Consider the following 17,551-nt stretch of genomic DNA (forward strand, 5'->3'; position numbering starts at 1 on the left):
TGATGACCGACAGCGAGCGCGCCAAGTCCTTGGCGAGACCCGTGACCTGGCTCACCTTCACGCCGGCGGCCAGATCGAGCTCGAAGCGCGTCACCACCGGGCCCGGGTGCACCTCCACCACGCGCGCCTCGATGCCGAATTCCTCGAGCTTCAGTTCCAGCCGCCGTGACAGCGCCTGCAGCGCCTCGGCCGACAGGCCCACCACCTTGGTTTCGCTGTCGTCCAGCAGGCTCAGCGGCGGCAGCGTGGGGGCGATGTTCGGCGCCGGCTCGAACAGCTCCACCTGCCGCTCGGCCTCCACCCGGTCGACGATCTCCACCGGCCGCAGCACCGGCTCGATGCGCGGCGGTGGGCGCTTGGCCTCCTTGGCACGGTGGCGATCCACCGACTCGCGCCGGTCCTCGCGGGCGCGCTTGCCGGCCACGGCATCGGCGTAGCGGCGCAGTCCGCGGCCGGCCATCACGGTGGCACCGATCACCGCCACGCCGAGCACCTCGGTGAGCTTCAGCCACGACAGGCCGGTCACCCAGGTGATGCCGGACAAGCCCGCCGCGAGCAGGAACAGCGTGGCGCCGGCGGTGTTCAGACTGCCCGCGGCCAGCTTGCCAAGTTCAAGGCCAAGCCCGCCGCCCGGGCCGTTCGGCAGCGCGCCGTGCGGCAAATAGATCTGCGCCAGTGCGGCGCCGCACGTCATGGCCAGCAGCAGCCCCAGCAGGCGGAACGCCACCCCGCGCAGGCGCACCGGCACGCCGGTGTCGCCGGCACGGTGCACGCGCCAGGCGAACCACAGCAGCAGCAGCGGAATCAGCACCGCCGGGTAGCCGAAGAAGTAATACAGCAGGCCGGCCCAGTTGGCGCCGATGCGCCCGCCGGCGTTGTGAACCACCGTGCCTTCGCCGCTGTTGGCCCAGCTCGGGTCGCGGGCGTCGAAACTCAGCAGCGACAGCAGCAGGAAGGCGGCGCTGGCCAGCAACAGCAGCACCAGCGTTTCGCGCACGCCGGCCGGCAGGCGCCAGCGTTTGGGTTCGGGCGGCAATTGCTGACGACGGGCACGGGCCATGAGCGGTGTCGAAAATAAAGCAGGAGGGGCCGGATTTTAGCAGGCCGCCCCTGGGCGCCCCCTACGCCGCGCCCCGTTCCGGCGCGGCGCAGGGCCCTTCCCGCAGTCAATCGTCGTCCGTCTCCCGGTGCAGGACGCGCCCGTCGTAGCCGCTCACGCGCAGTTCGACCGCCGTGCCGTCCGGCGCGGTGGCATCGACCTCCCAGACCGCGCCGTCGCGGTCGAGGTCGTGCAGGTTCCGGTAACCCGCCCGCTCCAGCGCGGCACGTACCGCGGCGGCATCCAGCGTCACCGTGCGCGCCTTGGCATCGAAAATCTCGCCGGTGGCGGGGTCGATGGCGATGTCGTGGCGACGGTCGGCGCCCTGGCGGGCTTCCGCTTCCCACAGGCCATGGTCGAACTCGACGTCGCGGATATCCGAATAACCGGCTTTTTGCAGCAGCTCGCGCACCTGATCGGGTCCGCCCACCGGGTCCGCGGCGAAGGCGATGCCGACGAACACCAGCGGCAGGGCGATGGCGACGGTTCGGGCAGTCGAAAATTTCTTGGTCATGCTGAAGCTCCTTGGTCGGTGGTATCGAGCCGGCCCATGGCCGGCAAACGCCACTATCCGGATGCCGCTTAACCGCCGCGTGAGCGGCGCGTTCACGCACGGTTTAACCGGCTCCGGCATGCTGTGCCGATGCGTCACGTTCCGATGATGGTGTGTCTGGCCGCGCTGGCCGGCGCCGCGCTGGCCGAGCCCTCCGAGCAGGATCGCGCCCGCGCGGCGGTGCTGCGCGGGCAGTTCGTGCCGCTCGAAGGCATCCTCGCGGACGCCCAGCGGCGCCAGCCCGGCCGGGTGGTGGAGGTCGAACTCGAAGGCGACGAGTACGAGGTCGAAATCCTGCGCGCCGATGGCCGCGTGGTGGAGCTGGAATACGACGCCCGCAGCGGCGCGCTGCGCGGGCAGGAGCTGGAGGACGACTGATGCGCATCCTGCTGGTGGAGGACGACGCGGCGCTGGCCGCGCGCGTCGTCGCCGCGCTCGCCGATGCCGGATTCGCGGTCGATCACAGCGCCGACGGGCGCGACGCCGAGTTTCGCGGTCAGACCGAGGAATACGACGCCGTGGTGCTGGATCTGGGCCTGCCGGGCCTGGACGGCCTGTCCATCCTGCACGCCTGGCGCGCTGCCGGGCGGGTGTTTCCGGTGCTGATCCTGACCGCGCGCACCGAGTGGCACAGCAAGCTCGCCGGCTTCAACGCCGGTGCCGACGACTACCTGGTCAAGCCGTTTCGCCTGGAGGAGCTGGTGCTGCGGCTGCGTGCGCTGATTCGCCGCGCGGCCGGCCACGCGGCGCCGGTGCTGCGCTGCGGTCCGCTGGAGCTGGACGTGGCGGCGGCGCGCTTCACGCTCGACGGCGCTCCGCTCACGCTCACGGCGCACGAGCACCGCATCCTGGCTTACCTGATGCATCACGCCGGGCGCGTGGTGCCGCGCGCTGAACTCGGCGAGCACGTCTACGACAACGGCTACGACCCGGACTCGAACGTGCTCGACGTGCTCATCGGCCGCATTCGCCGCAAGCTCGGCGTGCCGCTGCTGCATACCGAGCGTGGGCGCGGCTTTCGCCTGGCCGAGCCGGCGTGAGGGCGCCGCGCTCATTGCGGGCGCGGCTGCTGCTGGCGGGCGCGCTCGGCGCCGTCGCCGGCGGGGTGCTGGCGGCGGTGCTGCTGGGCGCCGCCTTCGAGCGCGCGGCCGAGCGCGCACTCGACCGGCGCCTGGCGGACGACATCGCGCTGCTCGCCGGGCTGGCCTACGCCGACCCGCAGGGTCGCGTGCGGCTGCGCCGCGAGCCGGTGGAGGAACGCTTCACGCGCGTGTTTTCGGGTTGGTACTGGCAGATCGGCGACGGCGCGGCGGCGCTGCGCTCGCGCTCGCTGTGGGACGTGGCGCTGTCCGTTCCGAAACCCGCCGCGCAGCCGTTGACGGGCCAGGTCACCGGTCCGCGCGGCCAGCCGCTACGCTTTCGCGCCCAGGCATTGCGCCTGCCCGGCACGGCCGCGGCGACGACCTTTCTGGTGGCGGCCGACGCCACGCCGCTGCGCGCCGAAGTGGGTGATTTCCGGCTGCTCGCCGGGCTTGCCGTCGCTGCCCTGATCGGCGCCATGCTGTTGATTCTGTTCACGCAGGTGATGTGGGGCCTGCGCCCGCTGCGCGAGCTCCAGCGGCGCCTGGAGCGCCTGCGCCACGGCGAGCCGGAGCGCTTCGAGCCTGCCGCGCTGCCGGCCGAGATCGCGCCGCTCGCCGCGCAGATCAACGCCCTGCTCGACGCCCACGCGCGGCAGGTGGCGCGTGCCCGCGAGGCGGCGCAGGACCTCGCGCACGGCCTCAAGACGCCGCTGGCGGTGCTCAGCGCAGCGGTCGAACGCCCCGGCCCCGACCTGGCCGCCGAAGTCGCCACGCAGGTGGCGCGCCTGCGCGGCCACATCGAGCATCACCTCGCCAGCAGCCGCCCGGTCGGCATCGGCACCCGCACCGAGCTGCGCCCGGTGGTCGATGCGTTGTGGGCGGTGCTGCGGGCCGCCCATGCCGGCCGATCGTTGGTGCTCGATGTCGACCTGCCGCAGCCGTACGCCTTCGCCGGAGCCCGCGAGGATCTCGAAGAGCTGCTCGGCAACCTGCTCGACAACGCCTGCAAGTGGGCACGCACGCGCATCGCCGTCAGCGCCCAGCGCAGCGGCGGGCGGTTGCGGCTGTGCATCGACGACGACGGCCCCGGCCTCACCGACGCCGCGGCCGGCGCCGTGCTGGCGCGCGGCGTGCGCCTCGACGAAACCGCGCCCGGCAGCGGTCTTGGCCTTGCCATCGTGCACCGCATTGCGCTCGGCTACGGCGGCAGCCTCACGCTCGGGCGTGCCCCGCTGGGCGGCCTGCGCGCGATATTGGACCTGCCGGCGACGCCGGACTGACCGGAACCGGTAAGCGCGGCAATGCACTGTCAGATAATGGCTGCCGGTTTTCGCAGATCCGGTACATCGCATGTCCGCCGCCCCCCGCCACTGTCGCTTGCTGATCCTGGGCTCGGGCCCGGCCGGCTACACCGCCGCCATCTATGCTGCGCGCGCCAACCTGCAGCCGGTGCTGATCACCGGCATCGCGCAGGGCGGGCAGTTGATGACCACCACCGAGGTCGACAACTGGCCGGGCGACGACGCCGGCGTGCAGGGACCGGAGCTGATGGAGCGCATGCAACGCCACGCCGAGCGTTTCGGCACCGAGATCGTGTTCGACCACATCGCCCGCGTGGCGCTCGACCGGCGGCCGTTTTTGCTGCACGGCGATCGCGGCAGCTACACCTGCGACGCGCTCATCGTCGCCACCGGGGCGTCGGCGCGGTATCTGGGCCTGCCGTCCGAAGAAGCCTTCAAGGGTCGCGGCGTGTCGGCCTGCGCCACCTGCGACGGGTTTTTCTATCGCGGCCAGCCGGTGGCGGTGATCGGCGGCGGCAACACCGCGGTGGAGGAGGCGCTTTACCTGGCCAACATCGCCAGTCACGTCACGCTGGTACACCGCCGCGACCGCCTGCGCGCCGAGAAGATCCTCGTGGACCGCCTGCTGCAGCGCGCCGCCGAGGGCAAGGTGGAGCTGGTGTGGAATCACACGCTGGAGGAGGTGCTGGGTGATGACGGCGGCGTCACCGGCATCCGCATTGCCGCCGCCGACGGCAGCACCACGCGGGAGATCGCCGTCAGCGGCGTGTTCATCGCCATCGGCCACAGTCCGAACACGGGGATTTTCGAGGGGCAACTCGACATGCGCGGCGGGTACATCAGCGTGCGCGGCGGCGGCGACGGCAACGCCACCGCCACCAGCGTGCCCGGCGTGTTCGCCGCCGGCGACGTGGCCGACCACGTGTACCGGCAGGCCATCACGTCCGCCGGCAGCGGCTGCATGGCGGCGCTCGACGCCGAGCGGTACCTGGATGGGCAAGGCGCCTGACGGCAAATCCGGCGCGAGCCAGTCCGCCGGGCAGTCGCCCGCGGCGCACGATCCGGGTGCCGAGTTTCGCGCCGCGGTGGGCGCGGTGCGCCCGCTGCGCCACCGTGCCCCGCGCGTCGAGACGGTGCGCCGCCGCGCCCCGTCGCGGCGGCCGGTCGCACTGCCTGGCTCGCCGCTGCTGGAGGCGTCCACGCCCGGCGTCGCCGACACGGTGAGCCTGCTGCGGCCCGGTTTGTCCGAGCGCCTGCTGGCCCGGCTGGACGGCGACCGCTTCGATCCCGACGCCGAGCTCGACCTGCACGGTCTGACCGCCGCGCAGGCGGCGGCGGCACTCGCTGCCTTCATCGACGCCTGCCGGCGCGAGGGCTGCGAGCGGCTGCGCATCATCCATGGCAAGGGCCGGCGCAGCGAGGCCGCGCAGCCGGTGCTAAAGGCACTGGTCCTGGCGTCGTTAAAAGAGCATCCGGCGGTGCTGGCGCTGCGCAGCGCCGGCCGCCGGGATGGTGGCAGCGGCGCGGTACGGGTGCTGCTGCGTCCAGCCTGATCGAGCCTTCCGGCCGGTGCCGACCGATGCGGCGCCGGCCGTGCGGGTCAGCGTGCTGAAAAAGCCCCGTGAGGGGTGATTTTCGGCCTTCCCTGCCAGCCGGGTTCCGGAGAACGCCCAGTGGTCATCGAACGACGTCGTTTCACGCGCATCGGGCTGCACGTGCGGGCCGAATTCACCAGCCAGGACCGCCGCTGGGCGTGCCGGGCGATCGACATCTCGCTCAACGGCGCGCTGGTCAGCCGGCCGCGCGGCTGGGTCGGCGAGCAAGGCGACCGCTGCACGCTGCTGTTTCGTCTGGATGAGGGTACCTGCATCCAGATGGCGGCCATCCTGCGGCACCAGGACCGCGACGCGCTGGGCTGGCAATGTACCGGCATCGACCTGGACAGCATGAGCGAGCTGCGGCGGCTGGTCGAGCTCAACCTGGGCGAGCCGGCGCGCATGCGCCGACAGCTGGCCGACATGCTGCGCGAGCATGTGAAGACGGTCTGAAAACGCCGCCCTGGCGGGATGGCAAGCCGGCGACGAGCGGCGCCCCACTTGACCGGCGCGGACCTTGGCGTTTTCAATCGCGGGCGCCAATGTCGGTGTTTTCGGTCGCAACCGTCGCGAGCCGCTGCAACGATTCCTGCCCTGCAGATGTCTGCGGCGGCTCGAAAAATTGCAGGAACGGATTTTTCGGCGGTGCCCAGAAGGGGAGATTGGCGATGCAGCGCGAACTGGCCATGCTGGCCCGCCTGGTTCGGCAGGGCACGCTCGAACTCGAACTGCCCGGTGGCGAGGTGCACCGTTTCGGCAGCGGCGCGCCGCTGGCGCGCTGGCGCTTCGCCCGCCCGGCGGCGCTGCGGCGCATCGCCGCCAACCCGGAACTGGCGCTCGGCGAAACCTACATGCGCGGTGACTGGGACGCCCCGCCGGGCGAATTGGCCGCGCTGCTGACTGTGCTGCTGCGCAACGCCGGCGAGTTCGTGCAGCGGGCCGGGCGCCTGCGGCGGCTGCTCGCCGCCGCGCTGCAGCAATGGAACCGCGTTCAGGTGAGCTATCGCAACGCCTCACACCACTACGACCTCGACGAGTGGCTGTTCCGGCGCTTCCTGGACCGCGACATGTATTACTCGTGCGCCTATTTCACGGCGCCGGATGTGGGTCTAGAGGACGCGCAGCGCGCCAAGGCCGAACACATCGCCGCCAAGCTGTGCCTGCAGCCTGGTCAGCGCGTGCTCGACATCGGCAGCGGCTGGGGCAGCCTGGCGCTGCATTTGGCGCAGCACCACGGCGTCGAGGTGACCGGCCTGACCCTGTCGCGCCGGCAGCTCGAGGCGGCGCAGCGCGCCGCCCGCGAGCGCGGCCTGGCCGAGCGGGTGCGGTTTTTGCTGCAGGACTACCGCGAGCACCAAGGCCAGTACGACCGCATCGTCAGCGTCGGCATGTTCGAGCACGTCGGGCGGCCGTTCTATGCGCGTTTCTTCGGCCAGGTGGCGGCCTGCCTGCGCCCGGGCGGGGTGGCGTTGCTGCACACCATCTGCCGGCTGGGGCCGCCGGGCACCACCAATGCCTGGGTGCGCAAATACATTTTTCCGGGCGGCTACAGCCCGGCGCTGTCGGAACTGGCCGACGGCATCGAGCACAGTGCCCTGAAGGTCACCGACGTGGAGCTGCTGCGCCGGCATTACGCATTGACTCTGCGCGCCTGGCAGGCGCGTTTCCAGCAACATCGCGCCGAGGTGGCCGAGCGCCTGGGCGAGACCTTCTGCCGGATGTGGGAGTTTTATCTCGCCGCCTCGGAGGCGAGCTTCGAGGTCGGCGATCTCGGCGTGGCGCAGGTGCAGCTGGCCACGCACATCGACGCCGTGCCACTGACGCGCGACTACCTGTACCGGCAGCGCAGTGCGCCGCAGGCGCTGCGCCGGGCCGGCTGAGGGCTCGTGAATTTTTCAAGCTCCGAGCCCGTCCGGGCGTGTACCGGACGGGCGACGCAGGAAATGCGCAGGACGCGCATTTCTTCGCGAATTCTGAGAAAAACCGCGAACCCGGCTTCGGGCGCGCTTTCAGGCGTCTGCGGCCAGCGCCGCCAGGGCGTCGCGCACCGCCCGCTCCAGCGCCGCGCTGTCGATGCGGCGCGCGGCACCGGCGCGCCGCGGCGGCGCCCAGACGGCGTCCGGAAACGTCGCGTCGTCCACGAAGCGGGCAATCACGTGCCAGTGCAGGTGCGGCACTTGGTTGCCGAGGCTGGCGAGGTTGATCTTGGCCGGCTGCAGCGTATGGCGCAGCGCCGCCTCCACGGCGAATACCCGCTGCATCAGGCGGTCTCTGAGGGCCGGCGCAAGATCGGTCATCTCGGCCACGTGGGCGTTTAAGATCACGCGGCAAAACCCCGGATAGGCCGGGTCGTCCACGCGCACCACGCGCGTGTCGGCATCCTGCCACAGCACGTTCTCGCCACGCGGCCGGCACAAGGGGCAGTCATGAGGGTTCATGGGCGGATTGTGCCCGCGCGCTGCATCCGGCGGCCAGTGCCTTGCCGCGTTCGGGGCCACCCGCCACAATCGCAGCCCCGCCCGAATGCACCGCCGAAGGCTTCCGAGCGTGGAATTTTCGGCTCGCGGTCGCGCGGTGCAGGCCCGCGCGGCGCGCCATGAATCGACGGCTTGCGTCCCGATCCGCGCCGGGGCATCGTGCGCGGGATGGGAAACGCCGGATAACTCAGGGTTTGTGAAGAAATGCGCGTCCTGCGCATTTCCTGCGTCGCTCGTCCGGTACACGCCCGGACGAGCTCCCGCGAATCAAGCCCTTGGGATGCGCTGATTTATTCAGCGCATCCCGCCCGGGGCAGGAAGCTCCGGCCTGAATCGAGGGCGTAAGCCCTTGATTCAGGGAGCGCTGCGCGGGCGTGCACCGCGCGGCGGTGAGCTGAAAAATTCCAGGGAGGGAATTTTTCAGCATTTCCCTTGCGGGCTCGATTCGCGTCCGGCCATCCCTGGCCGGCCTCGGAGCTTGAAAAATTCACAAGATCTCAGCGTTCCCACGAAAATATCACCGAGCCGGACCCCGGCCGAAAAGGAGGAGACCATGCCTTACCGCGACATCCGCCAGTTCATCGCGCGTCTGGACGCCGCCGGCGAGCTGCTGGAAATCGACGCCGAAGTCGATCCGCACGAAGAACTCGGCGCCATCTGCCGCAAGGTGCTTGACGAGGGCGGCCCGGCGCTGCTGTTCAACAACGTCAAGGGCTACCGCTACCCGGTGTTCACCAACATGCTGGGCACCAAGGACCGCATCGCGCTGGCCATGGACGTGCCGCTCGAGCAGGTCGGCGAGACGTTTCTTGGCCGCTCGCGCAGCCGCCCGTGGCCGCAGCCGCGCCTGGTGACCCAGGCACGGTGCAAAGAGGTGGTGATCCCGGACGCCGAGCTGTGCCTGGAGGACCTGGTGCCGCCGGCGGTCAACAACCCGGGCGACGGCGGCGCCTTCATCAACTACGGCCTGGTGGTGATGAAGGACCCGGACAGCGGCCGGCGCAACATGGGCATCTACCGCCTGCAGCTGCGCCCCGGCAACCGCACCGGCATCTGGTCGAGCCCCACCTCGCACGCGGGCACCATCCGCGCCAAGAACGACCTGCGCGGCCAGCCCACGGAGGTGGCGGTCGCCATCGGTGGTGATCCGCTGCTGTACATGGCCTCGCAGGTGCAGGGCCTGAATCTCGGCGACGACGAGCTGGAGCTGGCCTCGGCGCTGCGCGGCGAGCCGGTGGAGCTGGTCCGCTGCGACACGGTGGACCTGGAAGTGCCGGCCGACGCCGAGATCGTGCTCGAGGGCCGCATCCTGCCCGGCGTGCGCGAGGCCGAGGGACCGTACGGCGAGTACCCCGGCTACTACGGGCCGGTCGGCGAGCAGCCGGTGATCCAGTTCCACCACGCCACGCGCCGCACAAGCCCGGTGTACGTGCACACCTACATCGGCGTGCCGCCGTCGGACACCCACGCGCTCGGTCAGATGATGGGCGAGGCGGGCCTCACCGCCAAGCTGCGCAACGACGTCGCGCCGACGGTGAAGGAGGTGTACTGCGCGCTCGACATGCACACCGTGGTGGTGTCGCTCAAGAAGACCTACGAGGAGCAGGCCAAGCACGTCATCTACGCGCTGTGGGCGACGCGCAGCGCCAAGACCGTGATCGTGGTCGACGACGACATCGACCCCCGCAACCAGGAGGAGGTGTACTGGGCCATCGCCAACCGCAGCCACGCGCCGCGCGACGTACTCATGGGCGACGGCTTCGGCACCATCGGCCCCGCCATCGACAAATACGGCGACGGCATCGCCAGCAAGCTCGGCATCGACGCCACCGCGCCGCTGAAGGGCTATCCGGCCATGTCGCGCCCGCGCCCGGAGATGGCCGCCCGCGTGCGCGAGCGGTGGGCGGAGCTGACGGCGTCCAAAAAGACCAAGCTGCGCCGCGGCGGGCGGGGGTAAAGGCCCGGGGGTGGTCCAGGCCGGCCTCAGGCCGGCAGGTCGGGGTCCTGCCGGTTGGCGTGGTGGCAGGCCACGGCATGGCCGTGGTCGAGCTGCACGGACGCCGGGTACACGCTGCGACAGCGCGCGTCGGCCAGCGCGCAGCGCGGGTGGTAGTGGCAGCCGCTCGGCGGTGCGGCCGGGGAGGGCGGATCGCCCGCGGCGATCGGTGCCGGCGTCGCGTCGAGCGCCACGCGCGGCACGGCGGCGAGCAGGGCCCGCGTGTAGGGATGGCGCGGGTGTTTCAGCACCTGTTCGGCCGGGCCGTGTTCGACGATGCGCCCGAGGTACATCACCGCCACCTGGTCGGCCAGGTACTCGACCACGCCGAGGTTGTGCGTGATCAGCACGTAGGCGAGGCCCATCTCGGCCTGCAGTTCCCGTAGCAGGTCGAGCACGGCGGCCTGGATGGACAGGTCGAGCGCGCTGGTGGGTTCGTCCAGCAGCAAAAGGCGCGGCTCGACGGCCAGCGCCCGGGCGATGCTGATGCGCTGGCGCTGGCCGCCCGAGAATTCGTGCGGGTAGCGCTCGCCGGCATCGGCGGGCAGTCCCACGCGCTCCAGCAACTGCGCCACGCGCTGCTCGCGCCACGCGCGCGAGCCGATGGCCAGCGCGTCGAGCCCCTCGCGCACGATGTCCGCCACGCGAAGGCGCGGGTTGAGCGACCCGTAGGGGTCCTGGAACACGATCTGGAAATGCCGGCGCAGCGGGCGCAGGCGCCGCGCCGGCAGGCTGGCCAGATCGGTGCCTTCGAAATGCACGCTGCCGCCGGTCGGCTCCAGCAGGCGCAGGATGGCGCGCGCCAGCGTGGTCTTGCCGCAGCCGGACTCGCCCACCACCGCCAGCGTGCGGGCGCGCTGCACTGCCAGCGACACGCCATCCACCGCGCGCACGGCGCCGACCTGGCGCTGCAAAAGGCCGCGCCGGATGGGGAAGTGGACCTTGAGGTCGCGCACGTCGAGCACGGTTTCGGCCGGGCTGGGCGGCGGCGGGGCGTGCGTGTCGGCACCGGCCCCGGTCAGCGCCTGCCCGCGGCGCGAGAAGTCCGGCAGCGCCGCGAACAGTGCCCGCGAGTAAGGGTGCTGCGGGGCGGTGAAGAAGCGCTCGCGCGGCGCCTGTTCCACCACCCGCCCGGCCTGCATCACGGCGACGTGGTCGGCCATGCGCGCGGCGACGCCAAGGTCGTGCGTGACCAGCAGCAGGCCCATGCCGCGCGCGCGCTGCAGGCTCTGCAGCAGGTCCAGAATCTGCGCCTGGGTGGTGACGTCCAGCGCCGTGGTCGGCTCGTCGGCGATCAAAAGCTCCGGATCGCAGGCCAGCGCCATCGCGATCATGGCGCGCTGCTTCATGCCGCCCGACAGCTGGTGCGGGTACTCGTCGTAGCGGCGCTCGGGATCGGCCATGCCGGTGGCGGCCAGCAGCTCGACGCCGCGGGCGCGGATGGCGCGCGCGCTGCCGCCAAGATGGCGACGGATGACCTCGGCGATCTGCGCGCCGATGCGCATCACCGGGTTCAGGCTGGTCATCGGCTCCTGAAAGATCATGCCGATGCGCCGCCCGCGCACGTCGCGCATGGCCGCTTCGGGCAGGTCGGTGAGGTTCAGGCCGTCCAGCCACACCTCGCCGCCGGCCTGGCGCGCGCCGGGCGGCAAAAGCCGCAGGATGGACAGCGCCGTCACCGATTTGCCACTGCCGGACTCGCCGAGCAGCACCAGCGTGCGCCCGGCCGGCACGGCGAGGCTCACGCCATCCACCACCGTGCGCGGGCCGGTGGCGGTGCGAAATTCGGTGCGCAGATCGCGCAGCTCGAGCAGCGGTCGGGTCATGGGCGGTGGTTGGCCTCGCGGGGATCGAGCGCGTCGCGCAGCGCATCGGCCAGCAGGTTGGCCGGCAGCACCAGGCCCAGCATGAACACGAAGGCCGCCGCCAGCGACCACCACACGGCCGGCTCGCGGGCCAGTTCCAGGCGCGCGGTGTTGATCATGTTGCCGAACGACGTGGTGGCCGGGTCGACGCCGACGCCGACGTACGACAGCACCGCCTCGGCCAGCACGAGACCACTGAAGTCCATCACCGCCGTCAGCAGCACCAGGTGCATCAGGTTCGGCCACAGGTGGCGGGTGACGATGCGCCACTGCGCCAAACCAAGCGCGCGCGCCGACTGCACGTACTCGAGTTCGCGCAATTTGAGCGCCTCGCCGCGCAACAGCCGGCACAGCCCCACCCAGCCGGTGGCGCCCAAAATCAGGCACAGCGCCGCCAGGCGCAGGTCCGCCCGCTGCTGGGCGTCGGCGAACGCCGCCAGGTGCTGGTCCATGTACAGATCGAGCGTGAGCACCGCGGCGGCGATCAGCAGCACGCCGGGCACCGCGCTCAGCGTCGCGTACAGGTACTGCACCAGATCGTCCACCCGCCCGCCAAAGTAGCCGGCCGCGGTGCCGAGCAGCAGCGCGAGCGGCAGCGCCAGCAGCAGGCTGCCGCTGCCGATGACCACCCCGGTGCGGATGCTTTTCAGGCCAAGGTACAGCACGTCCTGGCCCACCTTGTCGGTGCCGAGCACGTGATAGCCGCCGGCCAGCGCCAGCACCGCCGCGGCGACCACCAACAGCACGGCGGCGCCGAGCAGTGCGCTGCGCCAGGCCAGATCAGTCTGCCCGCGCAGCAGGCGCCGCGCGGCGGCGGCAAACGGCAGGCGGTGTTTGCGCGCGATGCCCGCGCACAGCAGGGCGGCGAGCGCCAGGCTGGCTGAGAGGCCCGCGGCCACGGCCGCCAGCAGCCGCTGGCGCAGGTCGGCCGCCCGGGCGGCCGGGTCCGCCAGGTGTGCGCCGCCGTGCTTGAGGCGCACATACACCCGCGCCAGCCTGCCGTCGGCGTCGGTCACCGTCTCGCGTGCGTAGCTGTATAGCGCCAGCGGCGCCGAGTAGGTCTTCTCGGTGCGCTCGCGCAGCGGGGTCAGCAGGCGGTCGAGCACCGACTCGACGGTGGGGGCGTAGGCGCCGGGCGCATCCGCCAGCGGCGCACGGAAATGCACCGAATCGAGCAGCGCGACGGCCACGTAGGGCGCCAGGAATACCAGCGACGCCATGGCCACCGGCCGGCGCGCCAGCGCCCGAAACGCCGCCTTCAGTCGCGGCGTGCGCCAGGCCCGCCACAGCAGCAGGCCGGTGGCGGCGACGATGGCCCACAGCAGCGCATCGGTGGCGAGCCACGCCGGCTGGAACGGTAGGCTCGTCACGTCAGGCGCACCCGCGGGTCGGCCAGCGTGTAAGAAAGGTCGGTCAGCAAAAGACCCAGCAGGTACAGCACCGCGCCCAGATACACCATGGCGCGCACGATCGAGAAATCCTGCGCCTGGATGGCGTCGATGGTGTAGCTGCCAAGGCCCGGAATGGCGAAGAACGACTCGGTCAGCAGGCTGCCCATGAACAGCAGCGGGATCACCGCCACCACGCCGGTCAGGATGGGGATGGCGGCGTTGCGCAGCACGTGCCGGCCGAGCACGGCGCCGTCGCCCAGGCCCTTGGCGCGGGCGGTGCGCACGTAATCCTTGCCGGCTTCTTCCAGCAACAGCAGCCGATACCAGCGCAGCCCGCCGCCGATGCCCGACACCACGCCCACCAGCACCGGCAGCGCCAGGAACTTGAGCGCCGCCACGCCATCCTGCCAGCCGGACACGGGCACCAGGTTCAGCAGCTTGGCCAGCAGGTACTGCGCGCCGATGATATAGAACAGCGTCGACACCGACATGCCGAGCACCGCCAGGAACACCGCCGCGCGTTCCAGCGCACTGGCGCGCACGAAGATCACGCCGAGCGCCAGCGTGATGTTGGTCAAAAGACCCAGCAGCAGGCTCGGGGCGGCGATCGCCAGACTCGGCCCCATGCGCTGGCGGATGTCGCGGCCGATGTCGCGGCCGTCGTCGGCGCGGCCGAAATCGAACACCAAAAGCCGCGCCGATTTTTCGAAAAACACCGTGCGCGTGAGCCGCTCGACGCCGGCGGCGTCGGACGCGTACAGCAGCGGGCGGTCGTAGCCGTGGGCGCGCTTCCAGGCGGCGATGGCCTCGGCCGTGACGTGCTTGTTGCCAAGGTGCAGGCGGGCCATGTCGTCCGGGCTGTTGACGACGAAAAACAGCACGAAGGTGAGCAGGTTCACGCCAATCAAAATCGGCACCGCGTACAGCAGTCGGCGCAGCAGGTAGGCGCTCATGGGCCAGGCTCGCCGCGGGCGGTGGCGGCCAGACGCCGCCGCCACAGGCGCAGCGCCGGCAGCAGCATCAGCAGCGCCACGCCGGCGGCGATGACCAGCGGCGCCCAGCGCGGGCGGTTCCAGTCATCGCGCAGGCGTGCCCGCAGCGCCGGGTCCAGGCGCTGGTATTTCAGCGTGTTGGTGGCCAGGTCATTCGGCTTGAGGTTGGCGTTCCAGGCGTGATCGAGCACCACCTGCTGCGGGTGAAAGCCGGCCACCCAGGGCGCGTCGCGCCGCAGCAGGTCCACCATGCGGTCGATCAGGCGCGCCCGCTCGGGGCCGTTCGGCAGCACGCGCATGCGCTCGAACAGGCGGTCGAACTCGGGATTGTCGTAGTTGCTGGCGTTCTCGCCGTCGTGCTTGACCTTGCCATTTGGGCCGTAGAACAGGAACAGAAAGTTCTCCGGGTCCGGATAGTCCGCGTTCCAGCCCCACTGGTAAATCTGCGCCTGGCCGCGGCGCATCTTGTCCTGGAAACGGTTGTAGTCGGTGCTGCGCACCACCAGCTGCACGTCGAGCTTGGCGAACTGCTTGCGTAGCCAGTCGAGATAGCTCTTGGCGTCCGGGCCGCTGGCCATGGAGTCGAAATACAGCACCAGCGGCGCGCCGTCGGGCTTGCGCCCGCCGGGATAGCCGGCGGTCTTGAGCAGGTCGCGCGCGCGCTCGATGCCCAGGCGCTGCGGGCGGCCGTTCGTCCAGCGGTAGACGTACGGGTTGATGCCGCCCGCGCCGTCGCGGTAGCCGAAGATGCCCGGCGGCAGCGGCCCCTGCATGGCAAGGCCAAGGCCGTTCTGGAAGATGGCGATCGATTCCTCCTGGTCGATGGCGATGGCGATCGCCTGGCGCAGCGCGCGGTGTTTGGCATCGTAGCCGCCGACCACCTCGTCCAGCATGTTGAAGCCGGTGTAGTACACCGATGCCATCACCGACGAGTTCAGGCGCATGCCGCGTGCGCGCATGGCCTCGGTGAGCGCGAGCTCGCCGCCGGCGCCGAGGTTCACCACCTGATCGAAGCTGTCCTGCCCCACCGCCGAGCGGTCGTAGTAACCCTGCAGGAACTTGGTCCACACCGGGATGCTCTCGCGCTCGAGGCTGAACACCGCCCGGTCGATGAACGGCATCGGCCGGCCGGCGTCGGCGAGCAGCCCGGCCGCGGCGTCGCCGCGTTCGCCGTCGGCGGGGTAGGGCTCGCCGCGGAACAGCGGGTTGCGCTCGAGCACCATGCGCCGGTTGGGGTCGTTCACGGTCAGCATGTAAGGCCCGGTGCCGATCGGGTACCAGTCGAGCGTGATGTTCTTGGCGGCCAGACCCGGCTGGCTGTAGAAGCGGTCGGCCTCCCAGGGCAGCGGCGCGAAAAACGGCATCGCCAGCCAGTACTGGAACTGCGGGTAGACGTCCGTCAGGCGGATGCGCAGCGTGTAGCGGTCGACCACCTCGACGCCGGTCAGCTCGACACCGCGCAGGTCCAGCCACGCATCGGCGGCGCTATCGGCAGCGGCGAGTTGGGCGGCGAGCTCGCGAAAGCCCGCCAGGTGCGCCTGCAGCAGGCCGCGGATCGGCGATTGCACCCGCGGGCTCGCCAGGCGCTTGATCTCGTAGGCAAAATCCTGCGCGGTCAGCTCGCGGCTGCCGCGCTGCGCAAAATCGGCCAGCGTGTCGATGCGCGCCAGCGCCGCCGCGTCCAAAGAGTGATAGAGCAGCTCACCGTCGTCGCCGCGCGCCAGCGCCGGGTGCGGCGCGTAGCGGATGCCGGGCCGGATGCGCAGCTCGTAGAGGCTCGCGTGGGCGAGCGCGGGATCGGCGCCGGCCGGCAGCGGCTGGCCGGCGGCGTCGAGCAGCGTCAGGCGCGGCAGCTCGGCGGCGGTGAGCGGCACCAGCGTGTACGGCCGGCGCAGGTAGTGGTACTGCAGCGGCGGTTCGTACACCTGTTGGATGAACACGTACTCGTTCGAGTTGTAGGCGACCGCCGGGTCGAGGTGCTTGGGGCGCTCGGCGAAGGCCGCGTACAGCGTGTTGGCCTCCCGCTCGCCGGCCGGGTAGGGGCTGTTCAGGGGCGCCTGCCCGCAGCCGGCGAGCGCGAGCAGCAGGGTGGCCAGCAGCGGTCTGAGAGCGTGTGAATTTTTCAAGCTCCGAGGCCGGCCAGGGATGGCCGGACGCGAATCGAGCCCGCAAGGGCTTGATTCGCGGGAGCCCGTCCGGGCGTGTACCGGACGGGCGACGCATGAAATGCGCAGGACGCGCATTTCTTCACAAACTCTGAGCGGGGCAGGGCGCAACATCGACCGGATTCTGCCATAGCGCCCAGGGCATCCTGCCCCGGGCGTGGAGCGCGCCGCGCGAGCCGAAAAATCCAGGGAGGGGATTTTTCGGCGTTTTGCTGGGCCGGCTTCGGCCCACAGGCCGGTGGCTATAATGCGCGCCTCATTTTTGGGCCGAGAAAGGGGGGTGTGTGATGGGATTTCTGGCCGGCAAACGGGCACTCGTCGTCGGCGTGGCGAGCGACCGCTCCATCGCCACCGGTATCGCCGAGGCCATGCACCGCGAGGGCGCCGAGCTCGCCTTCACCTACCAGAACGACAAGCTGCGCCGGCGGGTCGAGGAATTCGCCGCCGAGTGCGGCAGCGACATCGCGCTGCCGATGGACGTGGCCGATGATGCGCAGATCGACGCTGCCTTTGCGGCGCTCGGTGAGCGCTGGGACGGCATCGACATCGTGGTGCACAGCGTGGCGTTTGCGCCACGCGAGGAGCTGCAGGGCCCGTTCGTCGATGCGGTCACGCGCGAGGGTTTCCGCATCTCGCACGACATCAGCGCCTACAGCCTGGCGGCGCTGGCCAAGGCGGCCAAGCCCCGGCTGCGGCCTGGCGCGGCGCTGCTGGCGATGACGTATCTGGGTGCCGTGCGCGTGTTGCCGAACTACAACGTCATGGGGCTCGCCAAGGCGAGTCTGGAGGCCTGCATCCGGTATCTCGCCGCCTCCATGGGCCCGGATGGCGTGCGCGTGAACGGCATCTCGGCCGGCCCCATCCGCACGCTGGCGGCGTCCGGCATTTCCGGTCTACGCAGCATGCTCGACTACCACGCCGCCAATGCGCCGCTGCGACGCAACGTCACCATCGAGGACGTGGGCAACGTGGCGGCCTTCCTGTGCTCGGACCTGGCCGCCGGCATCACCGGCGAGATCACCTACGTCGACGCCG

At 71.0% G+C, this 17,551-nt stretch carries 17 protein-coding genes; 9 read left to right on the forward strand and 8 right to left on the reverse strand.

The genetic code is table 11. The features are described from left to right. On the reverse strand, positions 1-1,060 hold a 1,060-nt coding region (locus tag PHC73_RS03670; RefSeq protein ID WP_300124605.1), incomplete at its 3' end, for a DNA translocase FtsK 4TM domain-containing protein. A gap of 106 nt (positions 1,061-1,166) precedes the next feature. Next, complete coding sequence (locus PHC73_RS03675; protein WP_300124607.1) at positions 1,167-1,613, reverse strand: PepSY domain-containing protein; 447 nt, start codon at positions 1,611-1,613, stop codon at positions 1,167-1,169. Positions 1,614-1,742: 129 nt separating this feature from the next. On the opposite strand from PHC73_RS03675, the gene PHC73_RS03680 reads away from it, so the two are divergent. From PHC73_RS03680 to PHC73_RS03705, 6 genes are all read left to right on the forward strand, one after another. Next, complete coding sequence (locus PHC73_RS03680; protein WP_300124610.1) at positions 1,743-2,030, forward strand: PepSY domain-containing protein; 288 nt, start codon at positions 1,743-1,745, stop codon at positions 2,028-2,030. Continuing rightward, positions 2,030-2,692 (forward strand): response regulator transcription factor, encoded by a 663-nt coding sequence (locus PHC73_RS03685; protein WP_300124612.1) that lies wholly within the window; start codon positions 2,030-2,032, stop codon positions 2,690-2,692. The genes PHC73_RS03680 and PHC73_RS03685 overlap by 1 nt, the downstream gene beginning before the upstream one ends. Next, complete coding sequence (locus tag PHC73_RS03690; RefSeq protein WP_300124614.1) at positions 2,689-4,014, forward strand: ATP-binding protein; 1,326 nt, start codon at positions 2,689-2,691, stop codon at positions 4,012-4,014. The genes PHC73_RS03685 and PHC73_RS03690 overlap by 4 nt, the downstream gene beginning before the upstream one ends. A gap of 70 nt (positions 4,015-4,084) precedes the next feature. Next, positions 4,085-5,044, forward strand: a complete 960-nt coding sequence (trxB, locus tag PHC73_RS03695) for a thioredoxin-disulfide reductase (protein WP_300124617.1) — start codon at positions 4,085-4,087, stop codon at positions 5,042-5,044. Further along, entirely contained in the window at positions 5,028-5,588 is a 561-nt protein-coding gene (locus tag PHC73_RS03700) for a Smr/MutS family protein (protein ID WP_300124619.1), read from the forward strand. The genes trxB and PHC73_RS03700 overlap by 17 nt, the downstream gene beginning before the upstream one ends. A gap of 120 nt (positions 5,589-5,708) precedes the next feature. Beyond that, positions 5,709-6,083: a PilZ domain-containing protein gene (locus PHC73_RS03705; protein WP_300124621.1), complete on the forward strand. Its 375-nt coding sequence runs from the start codon at positions 5,709-5,711 to the stop codon at positions 6,081-6,083. Between the two features lie 73 nt (positions 6,084-6,156). On the opposite strand, the gene PHC73_RS03710 is transcribed toward PHC73_RS03705, so the two are convergent. Beyond that, a complete protein-coding gene (locus PHC73_RS03710; protein ID WP_300124624.1) occupies positions 6,157-6,318 on the reverse strand; it encodes a hypothetical protein in 162 nt (53 codons plus the stop codon). On the opposite strand from PHC73_RS03710, the gene PHC73_RS03715 reads away from it, so the two are divergent. Continuing rightward, positions 6,299-7,510: a cyclopropane-fatty-acyl-phospholipid synthase family protein gene (locus tag PHC73_RS03715; RefSeq protein WP_300124626.1), complete on the forward strand. Its 1,212-nt coding sequence runs from the start codon at positions 6,299-6,301 to the stop codon at positions 7,508-7,510. The two genes, PHC73_RS03710 and PHC73_RS03715, sit on opposite strands and share 20 nt — an antisense overlap. Before the next feature lie 129 nt (positions 7,511-7,639). Here PHC73_RS03715 and PHC73_RS03720 read toward each other — a convergent pair whose 3' ends face one another. Then, complete coding sequence (locus PHC73_RS03720; RefSeq protein ID WP_300124628.1) at positions 7,640-8,068, reverse strand: HIT family protein; 429 nt, start codon at positions 8,066-8,068, stop codon at positions 7,640-7,642. A 592-nt stretch (positions 8,069-8,660) separates the two neighbouring features. On the opposite strand from PHC73_RS03720, the gene PHC73_RS03725 reads away from it, so the two are divergent. Further along, positions 8,661-10,064 (forward strand): UbiD family decarboxylase, encoded by a 1,404-nt coding sequence (locus PHC73_RS03725; RefSeq protein WP_300124630.1) that lies wholly within the window; start codon positions 8,661-8,663, stop codon positions 10,062-10,064. A gap of 26 nt (positions 10,065-10,090) precedes the next feature. On the opposite strand, the gene PHC73_RS03730 is transcribed toward PHC73_RS03725, so the two are convergent. The 4 genes from PHC73_RS03730 to PHC73_RS03745 are packed head-to-tail and all read right to left on the reverse strand — an operon-like array spanning position 10,091 to position 16,477. After that, the gene (locus tag PHC73_RS03730) at positions 10,091-11,929 is read right to left on the reverse strand and encodes an ABC transporter ATP-binding protein (RefSeq protein WP_300124632.1); all 1,839 of its coding nucleotides are present in this window, start codon (positions 11,927-11,929) and stop codon (positions 10,091-10,093) included. Further along, positions 11,926-13,338 (reverse strand): ABC transporter permease, encoded by a 1,413-nt coding sequence (locus PHC73_RS03735; protein ID WP_300124634.1) that lies wholly within the window; start codon positions 13,336-13,338, stop codon positions 11,926-11,928. The genes PHC73_RS03730 and PHC73_RS03735 overlap by 4 nt, the downstream gene beginning before the upstream one ends. Next, positions 13,335-14,312, reverse strand: coding sequence for an ABC transporter permease (locus PHC73_RS03740; RefSeq protein WP_300124636.1), 978 nt, complete (start codon positions 14,310-14,312; stop codon positions 13,335-13,337). Before PHC73_RS03740 ends, PHC73_RS03735 begins: the two co-directional genes overlap by 4 nt. Continuing rightward, complete coding sequence (locus tag PHC73_RS03745) at positions 14,309-16,477, reverse strand: ABC transporter substrate-binding protein (protein ID WP_300124639.1); 2,169 nt, start codon at positions 16,475-16,477, stop codon at positions 14,309-14,311. The genes PHC73_RS03740 and PHC73_RS03745 overlap by 4 nt, the downstream gene beginning before the upstream one ends. A gap of 326 nt (positions 16,478-16,803) precedes the next feature. On the opposite strand from PHC73_RS03745, the gene PHC73_RS03750 reads away from it, so the two are divergent. Next, the coding region (locus tag PHC73_RS03750; protein ID WP_300124641.1) for an enoyl-ACP reductase at positions 16,804-17,551 on the forward strand (748 nt) is incomplete at its 3' end.

Origin of the sequence: Immundisolibacter sp. (assembly GCF_028696615.1) — a bacterium.
Taxonomy (GTDB): domain Bacteria; phylum Pseudomonadota; class Gammaproteobacteria; order Immundisolibacterales; family Immundisolibacteraceae; genus Immundisolibacter.